This window comes from Vibrio galatheae, from assembly GCF_000967545.1.
Taxonomy (GTDB): Bacteria; Pseudomonadota; Gammaproteobacteria; order Enterobacterales; family Vibrionaceae; genus Vibrio; species Vibrio galatheae.
This window is the reverse complement of the sequence record NZ_JXXV01000015.1, coordinates 14372-29257: the sequence shown is the minus strand read 5'-3', so window position 1 is coordinate 29257 and position 14886 is coordinate 14372. Positions and strand designations below refer to the sequence as shown.

Genomic DNA, 14886 nt, shown 5'->3' with positions numbered 1-14886 from the left:
GATGCAAAGCTGGCTCTACTTGCATTTTCCCACCCTGCAGCTTGATGCTCTTTTTTCTGAGCAGGCATCACTACCATTGGCGATCGTTGAATCGAAGCGATTTAAGATTGTTCAGTGTAATGACATGGCCCGCGAGCAAGGTGTGCAAGTGGGTATGGGCCTTGGCAGCGCCAGTACTATGTGCCACCAGCTGCAAATTCACCCTTATGATAAGAAAGTCGAGCACACAACCTTACATAACATCGCTCAATGGCTGTACATGGTGACCTCAGATATCTGTTTGTTTCCTCCTCAAGGTATCTTGCTCAAAGTCACCAATATGTTGTCTTTATACGGCGGATTAGACGCATACTGGCAGCGTGTCACAAAGCACCTCGCGCAACTCCAGCTCAATTACTATTATTCGAGCGGCTTTTCACCTTTCTCCGCCATGGCTTTATCCAAGGCCAATGCTGCGCTGCTCACCTTAGAGAAAGAACCGCATCTCAAGGTGATAGAGCCTTTTCCTTTGGCGGCGACTGAACTCGATAGCAAGATGGTCGAGAAGTTACAACGGGTTGGCATTGATACACTTAAAGAGTTGCTTGAAATACCAATCACAGAGCTTGCTCGTCGTTTTGATATCGACTTGGTCAACTACGTCGGAAAATTAATGGGGCAATTCAAACACCCCATCGATTTCTACCATCCACCAGAGCAATTCGAAAGCTACCAAGAGTTGTTGTTTGATATTGAAAACATTCAGTGGCTAGAGAAACCGCTGATTAAACTACTGACTAAGCTTGAGTGGTTTCTGACTCTACGTAATCAAGTCGGCTACGAACTGGAGCTAGTTTTACAACAAAGAGACCAAGAGGATGCATCGGTCCGTTTTTATTCCGCCAGTGGCGACTACCTAGCCGTGCGCTGGATGACACTGTGTCAGTTAACGATGGAGGCTTTGCAGCTCAACGCGCCGGTGCAAGGGCTGACTCTACGTTTAATCCGCAGTGGAGAGCTAGAGTCCACCAGCGCCGATCTATTTAGAGGCTTTCAAGGCGCACAGACCGAGTTGGATCTAATTGGTCTACTGCAAGCAAAATTAGGCAAAAGCAAAGTGCGTAAAGTTGCCCACAGTCGTGATCCACGTCCAGACAAAGCCACCTTGCTGTGTGACCCGACGCTCCCTATGTCGATGATAGAAGCAAGTCAGCGATTACGGCCCAATATCGTGCTACCAACGCCAGAACCTTTGCAAGAGAAAGTCTCCATCATACAGGGCCCTGAACGTTTTGTGACGGGCTGGTGGGATGGCGATGAGATGACCCGCGACTACTTCATCGCTCGCAGTGATCAGGGTCGTTGGCTATGGCTATTTCGTAATCAAGACCAGCAATGGTTTGTCCACGGGCTATTTTGCTAATACGGGAAGCAGCATGTCTTACGCTGAGCTATTTTGCCAAACCAATTTCTCTTTTCTAAACGGGGCTTCACATGCCGAAGAGCTGATGCTACAAGCGGACTTTCTTCGCTATCACTCTTTGTCCATCACCGATGAATGCTCGGTTGCAGGCGTAGTCCGTGCTTACAGTGCGAGCAAAAAACATCAACTGAATGTCAAACTCATCGTCGGTAGCATGCTGTGGCTCAACCAAGAATGTCAGGTGGTACTGCTGTGCCCAAACCGTGCTGCGTATGCAGAGCTTTGTCGTATTATTACCAATGCGAGGAGGCGATCAGAAAAAGGCGTCTATCAACTCTCTGAGTGGGATTTGATGTCGGTAAAACAGTGCTTGATTCTCTGGCTACCTAGCCACCAATCCAGTGATAAAAAATGGGGAACTTGGCTTGCTCAACATCACAGGCAGCGTTTATGGCTTGGCCTGCAGCGTCACCTCAAGTCTGATGATAAACAATATCTTGAGCACTGTGAGCGACTTGCTCAAGAAATACAATTGCCTATTACGGCTTGCGGCGGCGTGCTGATGCATACCGCTACCCGCTTGCCTTTACAGCATACTCTGACAGCCATCAAACACGGATGTAGCGTCAATCAACTAGGTGAGCACTTACTTACCAATACAGAAAGGAGCTTACGCAGCCAAGAAAAGCTAGCCAAACTATTTAAACCTGAGTGGATGCAAGAGAGCGTCAACATTGCTAAGCGCTGTGAATTTAACTTAGGTTGTCTAGAATACGAGTACCCAAGCGAGTTAGTTCCCGATGGTTATACGCCAATGAGTTACCTCACCGCTTTGGTTGAGCATGGGAAGAAGCGCCGCTTTCCAGAGGGCGTACCTGCCGATATTCAAACCACAATCGACAAAGAGCTCGCGCTGATTGATGAACTTAACTACCCGTTTTATTTTCTGACCATTCACGACATCGTGATGTTCGCCAAACGCAAACGCATTCTTTATCAAGGACGAGGCTCTGCGGCAAATTCTGTCGTCTGTTACTGTCTTGAAATCACCTCGGTTGATCCAAGACAAATTGCCGTTCTGTTCGAGCGCTTTATTAGTGCAGAGCGAGATGAACCACCCGATATCGATGTCGATTTCGAGCATGAAAGGCGCGAAGAAGTCATCCAATATATTTATCAGAAATATGGCCGCGAGCGTACGGCTTTGGCTGCGACGGTGATCTCCTATCGCTTTAAAAGTGCCGTGCGCGATGTCGGTAAGGCGCTAGGTATTGAAGAGAGTCAGCTCGATTACTTTATTAAAAACGTCAATCGCCGTGATCGGGCAATGGGCTGGCAAGCGCAGATTGTCGAACTTGGCTTGCAACCAGACTCCCTTAAAGGGGAGCAGTTCATCCATTTGGTTAATGAAATTCTCGGTTTTCCACGTCATCTATCACAACATGTCGGCGGTTTCGTCATTGCGGCGGGCCCTTTGTATGAGCTGGTTCCAGTTGAAAACGCGGCAATGCCCGATCGTACTGTGATTCAGTGGGATAAAGACGATCTTGAATCTCTTAAGCTGCTTAAAGTCGATGTCTTGGCGTTGGGTATGCTCACTGCTATTCGTAAATGCTTTGACCTTATAGAAGGCTTACATAACCAAACGCTAACCATCGCTGAGATTACTCGTCGCCAAGATGATGAGCAGGTATACCAGATGATTCAACGAGCCGATACCGTGGGCGTTTTCCAGATCGAGTCTCGTGCTCAGATGAGTATGCTGCCACGTCTAAAACCCGCCACTTACTATGACTTGGTGATTCAAATCGCCATTGTTCGCCCAGGTCCAATTCAGGGCGATATGGTGCATCCGTTTCTTAAACGAAGAAACGGTGAAGAGGAGGTCGACTACCCTTCAGAAGAAGTCCGCAGCGTTTTAGAGCGCACCCTTGGTGTTCCTATTTTCCAAGAGCAAGTGATCAAAATTGCCATGGTCGCAGCGGGTTTTAGTGGTGGTGAAGCCGATCAACTACGCCGAGCTATGGCGGCATGGAAAAAAAGTGGCGATTTAATCAAATTCAAAACCAAACTGATTGAAGGAATGGTCAGCCGTGGCTATCAAGTCGAATTTGCCGAACGTATTTTTGACCAAATACTAGGTTTTGGTGAATACGGCTTTCCAGAGAGTCACTCAGCCTCTTTTGCTGTACTGGCCTATTGTTCTGCTTGGTTGAAGTGCCATTACCCTGAAGCATTTTACACCTCGCTACTCAATAGTCTACCAATGGGCTTCTACAGCGCTTCTCAACTTGTCCAAGATGCTCGGCGTCATCAGGTTACTATTTTGCCAGTGTGCATTAATGCATCGGCTTATGATCACCAAGTCATTAACTGCCACGGTAAGCTCGCCATTCGGCTCGGTTTAAGGCAAGTGAAAGGGTTCAGCCAACAAAGTGCCAAACAACTCCTGCATGCCCGAGACAAAGGTCAATTTACTCACCCTGGGCAAATCAAACATATCGGCTTATCGAAGCGCGACGTTGAACTGCTCGCTTCTGCCGATGCAATGCATACTTTTAGCCACAATCGCTACCAGACTCGTTGGGCGATGATGGATTCTCTGTCTGAATTGCCTTTATTTCATGATCTCGAAGAGTCTGACAGCAAAGTCATTGGTGCGCCCAGCGCGAGCCAAACCCTAGTGGAGGATTATGCAGCGACCGGATTATCCCTTGCCGCCCATCCGATAACCTTACTGGATAACGCTGGTGAACTAGGCCGCTTTACTCGAATGAAGGATTTAACTGACAAGGAGCATCAATCTCTCGTCACAGTGACAGGCGTTGTCACAGGCAAGCAAGCGCCAGGGACTGCGGCTGGGGTGACGTTTTTCACTCTTGAAGACGATACCGGCAACATCAATGTCGTGGTATGGAAAGCCACCGTGCGTGAGCAAAAAGAAGCGTATCTCACCGCCAACATCTTGCAAGTGAAGGGGATTTTAGAAAAAGAAGGCGAAGTACATCATGTGATTGCTGGTCGACTTATCGATATGACCGATAAACTACAAGGGCTGCGCAGTAAGTCACGCGATTTCCACTAACAAAAAGGGAGCTCATATCAGCTCCCCTTCTATCTTTAACTAACAATATTGCTTTCGCGTTATCATTTAGACAACACTTCTCTCAATCTATCTTGCGCCACTTCGACTAACAGATCAGGCTGGAACTTTGAAATAAAGCGATCACAGCCCACTTTCTCGACCATGGCTTCGTTAAAGCTACCGCTCAATGAGGTATTAAGCGTAATAAATAAATCCTTCATGCGCGGATCGGATCGCACTTCATGGGTTAACTTATACCCATCCATCTCGGGCATTTCTGCATCAGTGATCATCAGCAGTAAATCTTCGACCACATTCTTACCTTCATCACACCATGACTTGAGCAGATTTAAGGCTTCAAGACCATCTCGGCACTCGATAATATTCAGTCCAAGTTGCGACAATGTCCCTTTAACTTGTGAACGTGCTGTCGAAGAGTCATCAACAATCAAGACATTACGTCCGACCATTTCATTGACTAAATCGTGATCTAATATACCTTCAGAGATCGAAATGTCGTAGTCGATAATTTGCGCTAACACTTTCTCTACATCAATGATTTCAACAATTTCCGTTCCTTCACCATCTTTAATTTGCGTGATAGCCGTAAGGTAATTGGAGCGGCCTGCGGTTTTTGGTGGTGGCTGAATTTCCGTCCATGCGGTATTGACGATATTGCGTACCTGACCGACAAGAAAACCCTGCACCGTGCGGTTATATTCGGTGATGATGAGGTTTTCTTCCGGGTTCTCAAGCCGAGACGGTGGAAAACCAATCGCAGCTCTAAGGTCTATCACTGGGACAGACAGCCCACGTAATGAGGCGACACCAGTAATGTGATAGTGCGAGCCTGGCATCTTAGTCAAAGGGGGAACTTTAATCACTTCACGAACTTTAAACACATTGATGGCAAAGACCTGTCGGCTATTCAAACTGAACAGCAACAGCTCCAAGCGGTTTTCACCAACAAGGTTAGTGCGTTGATCGACGGTATTTAATACTCCGGACATACTGCTTCCCAAACAATGTGTATATAACAAAAGTAGTCTAAAGAAAGACTAAGACAAAAATAAACCCATACATCACTCAAGATTATATGGGTTTACGCGAAAGATAAAGTAGAGCGACTACTCAGAAAACACTATCCTTCGATCACCTTCATCAATAACAAGCCATCATACAGTGCCTGTTTAACTAACGCTGCACCGGGCATGGTCGCTTGCTTGTAAAAACGCGATTCGACGAGTTCCAAGTCTTGATGGTAAACAGGCAAGCATTGCTCTTCAATACAAGTCTGAACGGCTGGGTAAAGCACTTCTTTGGCCTGATTGATCACACCACCAATCAAAATCTTCTCCGGGTTAAAGAGATTAATGACAATCGCGATGGCTGAACCTAAATAGCGCCCTAGTTTTTCGATCACATCAACCGCTAAAGGATCGCCATTAGCCGCCGCTTCACAGATGTCTTCGACACTGATTTCTTCTATTTCCACTAGGGAAGAGGTTTCACCTTGAGCAATACGTTCAGCCACTTCATTGCGAATTGCTTGAGAACTGGCAACGGTTTCTAAACAACCACGATTACCACAATGGCAACGCTTACCATTTGGATCGATCTGAATATGGCCTAATTCACCAATGTTACCGTGGCGACCTTGCAAAACGCGACCATCAAGAATGATCCCTGCGCCTAAACCGTGGTGAATGGAGATAAGCACAGAGTTTTCATTCTCTTGAGAGTGTCCAAACAAACGCTCCGCCAATGCCCAAGCTCGAGTATCGTTAGCGATAAACACAGGAAGCCCGGTCGCTTTGTAAATCTCAGAGCCTAGTGGGAGGTTCTCTACATTGTAGTGTGGCATTTGCAGCACCACCCCCGTCTCTGAGTTAACTAAGCCGGGGAGCGTTATCGCAATACTGGTCACACGATCAAGCTGCTCTGAATAGGTTTGGAAAAACTCATCAATTTCATGCAGTAGGCGGGCAAGGACATCATCCTGATCGACTTCGTGAATATCGATTTTTGTGTCGATTAGAACATCACCACCCAATTCGTGGAGTGCAATTGTCAGATACCCACGCCCCAGACGCATAGACAAAAACTGCCAACCTTCGTTATTCACTTGCAAACCAACAGCAGGACGTCCACGACTGGTCGCTTCCTGAACCGTAGTTTCATGAATAAGATGCGCTTCAATAAGCTCTCGAGTGATTTTAGTGATACTTGCTGGTGCAAGTTCACTTTGCTTCGAAAGATCGATGCGAGAAATTGGGCCTTTTTGATCAATGAGTTTATATACACGGCCAGCATTGACCTGCTTGATATGATCAATATGGCCAGGTTGAGCCATGTACATGGAGTGCTCCGAATATCAATAACCTGGTAATTTTTTTACTTTGCGAAGTAATTGTGAAGAGCTTTGGTAAATCGCCGTGACAAGTGTCACGTATAAAGATGTTTGTTTGTGTACCTAATCAAATAGCGAACGTTTCCTCATCAACCCATTCGTATTTTTTTTCATAAAAAAATATGTTGTTCATCACCTTTTCCACCTTGGGAACAAGAATGTCAGAGGAATTTACAGCGCAGAAATAATGCCTGTATATACTTATGGTTAGCTTGATGAAATTGACAATGGAAACAGAAACATAGCTGCCGCATTGAAATTTGTATCGCAGCAACACTAATCAAGGAGCTCCGAATGGCTACAAATCAAAGAAGAACAAAAATCGTCTCGACTCTTGGACCTTCTACAGATAAACCCGGCATACTTGAGGCCATCATCGAAGCTGGTGTCAATGTAGTAAGAATGAACTTCTCTCATGGTAGCGCCGACGATCACAGAGAACGTGCAACACGGGTACGTAATATTGCTGCCAAATTAGGGACTCATATCGCGATTTTGGGTGATTTACAAGGGCCAAAAATCCGCGTATCCACCTTTAAAGAAGGGAAGGTTCAGCTCAACGTTGATGATATTTTTACGTTAGATAACCAATTACCTGCTGGTCAAGGGGATAAAGATGCGGTTGGTCTTGACTACAAGGCATTGCCGAATGATGTCTCTACTGGTGATATTTTGCTACTCGACGATGGCCGAGTGCAACTGCAAGTCATCAGTGTCAACGATAGCCAGGTTCGCACTAAAGTGATTATTGGCGGGCCTCTTTCCAACAACAAGGGCATCAACAAAAAAGGCGGTGGTTTATCTGCCGAAGCATTGACTGAAAAAGACAAGAACGACATTAAACTTGCCGCTGAAATCAACGTCGACTATCTCGCTGTATCATTCCCTCGTAATGGCGAAGATATGAAATACGCGCGCCGACTTGCGACAGACGCAGGCCTACAAACACGTTTGGTGGCTAAAGTGGAACGTGCCGAGACAGTCGAAACGGAAGAAAGCATTGACGACATCATTCTCGCCTCTGATGCGGTCATGGTTGCGCGTGGCGACCTCGGTGTTGAAATTGGCGACCCAGAACTGGTTGGTGTGCAAAAGCAACTGATTCGCCGTGCACGTGCATTAAACCGAACCGTGATAACCGCGACCCAAATGATGGAGTCGATGATCGAAAACCCAATGCCGACACGCGCTGAAGTAATGGATGTCGCGAATGCGGTACTCGACGGCACGGATGCGGTCATGCTCTCGGGTGAAACGGCCGCTGGTAAATACCCGGTTGAAACAGTACGTTCTATGGCTGAAGTGTGTATAGGCGCCGAGAAAATGGCCGCGATCAATCGTTCTGGCTATCGCATGGACTCGGTGTTTGAGTCTGGGGAAGAAACCATTGCTATGTCGACCATGTTTGCCGCCAACCATATGCGCGGAGTAAAAGGCATTATCACTCTCACGGAATCAGGTCGTACTGCGCTAATGATGTCACGCCTCAGCTCTGGGTTGCCGATTTTTGCCTTGTCGCGCAATGAAAGTACGCTAAACCTATCGGCGCTTTATCGCGGTGTTTTCCCGGTTTATTTCAACGATAAATCTGAAACTGGCTTAGCCACGGCACAAGCGGCCGTCGCGACATTAAAACAAAGAGGATTGCTAACTGAAGGGGATTTGGTCATCATCACCCAAGGTGATGTAATGGACATTATCGGCTCAACCAATTGCATGCGTATTCTCGCGGCCTAGCAAATGAATATGACAAGGGAGCAAAACTGCTCCCTTTATGATTGATAGCATTCATTAGTGACAGAGACCGGAGGAGAAGCGCATTGAGAGAACAGTTCGACAAAACGATATCCAGCATCTAACCCTAACTGATAATCGTGTATAAGATCTTGTTTATCACTCATCAAGGAGGTCGATTTCAGTGGCATTTCGGGACGAATTTGGATGATATAACAATCATCAGGGGGCGAATTTAAGAAATCTTGTGTCAAAGAATAGGTTTGGTAGTGAACCATCAGCATATCCGCAAGACTAGAATCAAATTTATCCCCCAGCAAATGGCTCAAACGGTACACCTCATCCGCACCAAACAACCAGCGGCCGCCATTTAAAGATTCAGTCTTACCGCCCTTCTGCTGCACTGCCCTTTGCATTTGATAATTAAAAAATGCACTCCAATCTTGTTTCCATTGCCCGAGTTTTTCCTGCCACTGTTCTTGGATAAGATTGAATGAATCCCTGAACCAAGTCACTGGCTGCTCCTGATTGATCTCCACCGTGCCAGTTGCTAAGTCATTCCCTTCGGTACGAATCACGGCGATGCAGCGTGCTTCACGTCGCCAGGCCTCCTGAACAGGAATCGATGCCGACACTCCACCGTCGACATATTCGCCATGGGGGAAACGGACAGGTTGATTGTATAAACGGGGAATCGCACAAGTGGCAATCAGGACTTTTTTCCAGTCCTCTTGCAGCATAGGCAAGTAATGATCACGCAAATGACCAGTGTCGGTAACAGCAGCATAGGCTTGCCTGTCTGCCAGTACTTTTCTGCCCATATCAATATCAAGTCGGTAAGGGTAGTCACTGATTTTGTCCAGCGCCCAATCTAAACCTAAAAACTGCTGACGTCGAATGTAGCGAAACAATTGGAAAAATTGTGGATCTGTTGTTAGGTCAAGAATAAATGAACGGCCGATGCCGCGCTGGCGACATAGAAACGCGCACAGATTCAGGGCACCTGCAGATGTACCATAAAATTCATGAAAGGGATCGAAATTAGATAAAAGGAAGGCGTCTAATACGCCAGCAGTAAAAATTCCTCTTTGGCCGCCACCTTGAGCAACCAATGCATTTTTACCGCCGGTGTACATTTTCAGTCTTTGAGAATCAAGCTGTACAGCAGCGTTGGTAATAACACCGCAATTTTTCATTGATTAAGCTATGTAGTAGCAATAGCAGTAATGCCAAAAGCAAGTAGAACAGTAAAGACGATCACTGTTATCACTAAGGCATGTTTTAGATTGTGTTCCATAGACACCTCCTTATTGTGTAACAAAGTAATAACATCACTGTGAGGTATCTTCAATTAATACCTATTTTTAGTGCGGAATTATGACGTTAGCGTCACAATTAGTCTAAACCCACACATTGGGAGAACGAAATGAAAACACTCACTCTGTTATTTTTAAGCATAGCGCTTTCTATGACTAGCGCCGCTGCAAGAACGGAAATTTTATTCTCACCTTGGGTCGGATACACCTTTGGGGGCAGTGTCGAGGATCAGGATAGTAATGAACTGAGCGTCAATGGAGCCGAAAGTTTTGCGCTGAGTATTGAAGCTAACATTGATAATGGCCGACTCGGCCTATTCTACGCCACACAAACTACAGAGGTTGAACGAGTCAATTCAAACGTATCAATCCACTATCTGCATTTCCAGAGCAGTGTCTACTACCCAGTGACCAAGCAACTCACTTCCTATTTGGGGTTGGGTGTTGGAGGGTCTTACATAGATGCAGATTGGGTTGGTCAAGCGTCAGGATTTTCAGCCAGCATTTTTAGTGGGTTCGAATACCCGCTCAGCGACACTATCGCATTCAACTCTCAGCTACGCTGGCTAGGTACAGTAGTCGACAACGAAACCAGTGGTGCCTGCTCCTTGCCTGCACAACAAAATAACTCTTGTGTGATTAGGTTCAAAACGGATTGGATGAATCAATTTTCGCTTAACTTGGGGCTTACATTTAGATTTTAACTTTGTTCTCCGCTGTATATCTGCTCGCAGAGGAGAACAAAACACTTAGAATGAGTATTTCACCCCTAACGCAGCGCCAATCTGCAGTTCAGGTCCACTGTACAAATTGAGTTCAGGGTGAACTTGGCCGTACATATTCCAACCTTTACTCATGTCCCAGTTGATTCCTAGCGGTACTCGGGCACCAAATTCCTTCCCTTCCCATTCTGTCCAAGCACCCGCTCCAACATACCAAGTCACCGGTGTATTGGTGTCAAACGAGCCACGTTTAAGAATATAGTCAAACGCACCTCCGTCATTACCAACAATAAAGCGGTACTGATTATCAAGCTCAAAAACCGCGCTAAGTTGCTGATCAACCGCCAAACCTACTGCTAGGTCAGTCGATTTACTCTCTGCTGCGAATGCCGTTGCACTCGTTGCCGTCACCAAGCCAGCAACGATTGTGGAGAATCCATACTTGTTCATCATCTGTCCATACCATAGATATTAAAACCAGTTAAAATTTTCCAGACTTGGCAGGCAAAGATGTCAGAGAAAGGTGAAGTGAAAGACAAAGAAAAGCCAAGCAGGTAAAAAGCTTGATCAAAAAAAGGAGGCCAAAGCCTCCTTTATCAATCTAGATGAGTTAGTGGGAATTAACCGTGGTTACGGATCCACTCATCCATTTCTGTTTTTAGGTTGTCAGACTTAGTACCGAAGATAGCCTGTACACCACCTGCTACAACTACGACACCAGCCGCGCCCAGTTGTTTCAGTTTATCTTGGTCAACTTCTGCTGTATCAGCTACTGCTACACGTAGACGAGTAATACATGCATCTAGACCTGTGATGTTTGCTTTTCCGCCGAACGCTGCAACTAGCTCACCAGCCATGTCTGAACCAGACGCTGCTGCAACTTGCTCAGTTTCGTCTTCACGACCTGGAGTCTTAAGATCCATTGCTTTGATTACTGCACGGAATACTACGTAGTAAACCACTGCGTATACAAGGCCAAGGCCAACCATAAGTACCATGTTTTGCGCATTACCAGATAGGACTGTAAAGTCGATTAGGCCGTGCGAGAAAGAAGTACCGTGTACAATACCTAACGTATTTGTTAGGAAGAACGCAGAACCAGCTAGTAGAGCGTGAATGGCGTAAAGTACAGGAGCAACGAATAGGAATGAGAATTCGATTGGCTCAGTGATACCTGTTAGGAATGAAGTCAGTGCAGCAGATGCCATGATACCCATCACTTTAACGCGGTTTTCTGGCTTAGCAGAGTGAGCGATAGCGATAGCAGCAGCTGGTAGACCGAACATCTTGAACATGTAACCACCCGCTAGCTGACCGAAGCCATTACCCGCAGCACGAGACGCTTCATCAGCAACTAGGTAACATGTTAGAACGCCGTTTTGAGTTTCGCCTGCAGCGTTAACACAAGAACCCGCTTCGAAGAAGAATGGTACGTTCCAAACGTGGTGTAGACCGAATGGGATTAGAGAACGCTCAACGATACCGTAGATACCAAACGCAACTTGTGGGTTTTGGTCAGCAGCCCAGTGAGAGAACGCCGCAATACCGTTACCAATTGGTGGCCAAACGATAGAAAGCACGATACCAAGACCGATAGCGGCAAAACCAGTAATAATTGGCACCGCACGTTTACCAGCAAAGAAGCCAAGGTATTCTGGAAGTTGAATTTTGAAGAAACGGTTAAAGGCCCAAGCAGCCACACCACCTACTAGGATACCACCTAGTACACCAGTATCGATTTTCTCAACACCCATGATGCCAGCCATAACTGTTAGTGTTGCAGTCATAATGCCGTAACCAACGATAGCAGCAAGACCTGCTACACCGTCATTGTTAGTAAAGCCAAGTGCTACACCTACCGCAAATAGCAGAGCCATTTGACCAAATACTGAACCACCCGCTTGTTCCATTAGATTCGAAACGATTTCTGGAATGAAGCCGAGGTCGGCAGCACCGACACCAAGTAGGATACCCGCAACAGGAAGTACTGATACTGGTAGCATCAGAGACTTACCTACTTTTTGCAGGTTTGCAAAAAGGTTCTTAAACATGTTTATGCTCCTGAAAAGTTATAAGAATTATTGGGTTCTAACGGCACACCCCCGTAGCCTTAAATGTTAGCACCCTGAAAAAATGTAACCACATATGTCACTATATTTTCTGCCTCTAAATATATATTGTCGGTGATCAATCTTTCTAGCAAGTTACGGAATTTAGTTTCAAACTAATATCTAGATCACAATCAAGACTCGAAAATGAAATGCTTTTCAACATCGTAACACCATGTATTTATTGATGATTTTATTTAAATGTATTAATTTTGATGAGTAAATAAAATAAAGGCAGTTGTTATTTTATGTAACAAATTTACGTAACAAAAAATTAAGCTCTCAAGTTCAACATTTTTAGTAAACAAGGCGAAAAAACAGCTTGCATGTGATTTGAGTTACAAAAAAAAGGAGCAAACGCTCCTTTTTTATTCAAAACTCTTTTTTCATCTCAAAAAAAGATTTCTAAAGTTTTCGCTGGTCTTTTCTCCAACTTCGCCTAAAGAGCAGCCTTTTAGCTGTGCAATGTAAGCGGCAACCTCCACCACATAGGCAGGTTGGTTCTGTTTACCACGATGAGGAACAGGTGCTAGGTAGGGAGAATCGGTTTCAATCAGCAATCTTTCTAATGGCAGCGCCTTGACCACTTGTTTCAATTCAGTCGCTTGTTTAAAAGTCACAATTCCTGAAATGGAGATATAAAAACCCAACTCCATCGCCGCCTCGGCAAACGTCAGATCTTCGGTAAAGCAGTGAATAACACCGCCACACTTTTCAGCATTGCCTGCTTTCAATATGTCTAGCGTATCTTGTCGTGCGTTCCTAGTGTGTATTATGAGCGGCTTATTGAGCTTAACTGCCAATTCGACCTGCTGCTCAAAACGCAGCTTCTGCAACTCCGCCGTTTCAGGTTGGTAATGATAGTCGAGTCCGGTTTCACCCACAGCGACCACGCGCGGATGGGCGGCATACTCATGTAAGCGGTCTAAAGCAAAGTCACTTTCAACATCCAAAGGATGAACACCACAAGAGGCATAAATATTGTCGAAAGGCTCAATCATTTCCAACATATTGGCAAATGAGTCGAGAGTAACACCAACGGAAAGAAGCTGATTAACGTTAGCGGCTTTCGCTTTCGCCACCACGTCATCTATTCCTTGGTGAAGGTCCTGATAATCGAGTTTGTCTAAATGACAGTGAGAATCTACGAACATGTTTCCCCATTAAAGTTGAAAAGCCAGTCAAGAATAAGCAACTCTGCATTGAGTCCCGAATGAAGCCTGAACTGCTCCACCAGCTTGGCCAATGCTTGTGTCTGACTATATAGCTTGCGGTACTCCATAACCTTGGCGAGCTTGGCAGCACCAGGTGTAAAAAATGGCTGAGTGAGGCCAAAATGTACTTTCTGTGCGTCAGTCAACAGATACCATAACCAATGTAGAGACTCTGCCGGGTGCGACGCTAACTCTTTAGCAAGCTTAGTCACATCTGCTTGATTCTGGCAATGAGCAATTAACTGAGATTCAATGGCTAGGTACTGGCTCACTTTATCTTGGTTGATAAAATCCAACGTTGCTAGAGGCGCGTTATTGTTAAGGTGAGCGGCGTACTCTGGCACATTTTTTTGTGCTGCTTTACTTAACCACTGAGTGATTACCTGAGTCTCCGGAGTACTCAAAGACCATTGTTGGCAACGGCTGGTAATGGTCGGCAATAGTGCACTAGCACGATGAGTCACTAGCAAAAACAGACATGTTGCCGACGGTTCTTCCAACGTTTTTAACAGCGCGTTTGCCGCTGATTCATTCATCGCTTCGGCTGGTTCGATAACAAATAAACGCATTCCAGACAGCTGAGAAGACTCTTGAGCAATTCGATTGCATTGACGAATTTGCTCAACCGTAATCGACTTACCTTCTTTCTCTGGTTTAATAATGTGATAATCCGGATGACTGTTGGATTCCATCAACTGGCAACCATGACAAAAGCCACAAGCTTCCGCGGGATAATTTTGGCACATCACCGCACGGCTAAAGTGTTCAACCAACTGCTCGCTACCCATTCCCTCCTGCGCTATCAACAGTGCCGCATTAGAGAAACGATCGGCTTGCAGATTAGATTGCCACTCTTGCCATAAAGGTAAAAGCCAAGGGTATAGCTCACTCATCG

The 14886-nt window shown here is 45.8% G+C and carries 12 protein-coding genes; 4 read left to right on the top strand and 8 right to left on the bottom strand.

What is annotated here, in order from left to right; genetic code table 11:
- Position 1: 1 nt before the first annotated feature.
- Positions 2-1402: a Y-family DNA polymerase gene (locus tag TW81_RS08225; protein WP_045955231.1), complete on the top strand. Its 1401-nt coding sequence runs from the start codon at positions 2-4 to the stop codon at positions 1400-1402.
- A gap of 13 nt (positions 1403-1415) precedes the next feature.
- Positions 1416-4487 (top strand): error-prone DNA polymerase, encoded by a 3072-nt coding sequence (locus TW81_RS08220; protein WP_045955230.1) that lies wholly within the window; start codon positions 1416-1418, stop codon positions 4485-4487.
- A 62-nt stretch (positions 4488-4549) separates the two neighbouring features.
- On the opposite strand, the gene TW81_RS08215 is transcribed toward TW81_RS08220, so the two are convergent.
- Positions 4550-5497 carry a chemotaxis protein CheV gene (locus tag TW81_RS08215; RefSeq protein ID WP_045955229.1) on the bottom strand — a complete coding sequence of 316 codons (948 nt, stop codon included), beginning with the start codon at positions 5495-5497 and terminating at the stop codon, positions 4550-4552.
- Positions 5498-5628: 131 nt separating this feature from the next.
- Positions 5629-6846 carry a sugar metabolism global transcriptional regulator Mlc gene (gene mlc, locus TW81_RS08210; RefSeq protein ID WP_045955228.1) on the bottom strand — a complete coding sequence of 406 codons (1218 nt, stop codon included), beginning with the start codon at positions 6844-6846 and terminating at the stop codon, positions 5629-5631.
- Between the two features lie 345 nt (positions 6847-7191).
- Here mlc and pyk point away from each other — a divergent pair, with 345 nt between their 5' ends.
- Positions 7192-8634 (top strand): pyruvate kinase, encoded by a 1443-nt coding sequence (pyk, locus tag TW81_RS08205; protein WP_045955227.1) that lies wholly within the window; start codon positions 7192-7194, stop codon positions 8632-8634.
- A 35-nt stretch (positions 8635-8669) separates the two neighbouring features.
- Here the strand turns inward: pyk and TW81_RS08200 are convergent, their stop codons facing one another.
- Positions 8670-9827 carry a patatin-like phospholipase family protein gene (locus TW81_RS08200; RefSeq protein ID WP_045955226.1) on the bottom strand — a complete coding sequence of 386 codons (1158 nt, stop codon included), beginning with the start codon at positions 9825-9827 and terminating at the stop codon, positions 8670-8672.
- Between the two features lie 8 nt (positions 9828-9835).
- On the bottom strand, positions 9836-9928 hold the full coding sequence (cydH, locus tag TW81_RS19660) for a cytochrome bd-I oxidase subunit CydH (protein ID WP_156980930.1): 93 nt from the start codon (positions 9926-9928) through the stop codon (positions 9836-9838).
- Positions 9929-10057: 129 nt separating this feature from the next.
- Here cydH and TW81_RS08195 point away from each other — a divergent pair, with 129 nt between their 5' ends.
- The gene (locus TW81_RS08195; RefSeq protein WP_045955225.1) at positions 10058-10651 is read left to right on the top strand and encodes an outer membrane beta-barrel protein; all 594 of its coding nucleotides are present in this window, start codon (positions 10058-10060) and stop codon (positions 10649-10651) included.
- A 45-nt stretch (positions 10652-10696) separates the two neighbouring features.
- Here the strand turns inward: TW81_RS08195 and TW81_RS08190 are convergent, their stop codons facing one another.
- From TW81_RS08190 to TW81_RS08175, 4 genes are all read right to left on the bottom strand, one after another.
- On the bottom strand, positions 10697-11119 hold the full coding sequence (locus tag TW81_RS08190; protein WP_045955288.1) for a hypothetical protein: 423 nt from the start codon (positions 11117-11119) through the stop codon (positions 10697-10699).
- A 170-nt stretch (positions 11120-11289) separates the two neighbouring features.
- Positions 11290-12720 (bottom strand): PTS glucose transporter subunit IIBC, encoded by a 1431-nt coding sequence (gene ptsG / locus TW81_RS08185; RefSeq protein WP_045955224.1) that lies wholly within the window; start codon positions 12718-12720, stop codon positions 11290-11292.
- Between the two features lie 443 nt (positions 12721-13163).
- Entirely contained in the window at positions 13164-13931 is a 768-nt protein-coding gene (locus TW81_RS08180) for a TatD family hydrolase (protein WP_045955223.1), read from the bottom strand.
- A complete protein-coding gene (locus TW81_RS08175) occupies positions 13922-14884 on the bottom strand; it encodes a DNA polymerase III subunit delta' (RefSeq protein WP_045955222.1) in 963 nt (320 codons plus the stop codon). The genes TW81_RS08180 and TW81_RS08175 overlap by 10 nt, the downstream gene beginning before the upstream one ends.
- Positions 14885-14886: the final 2 nt, after the last annotated feature.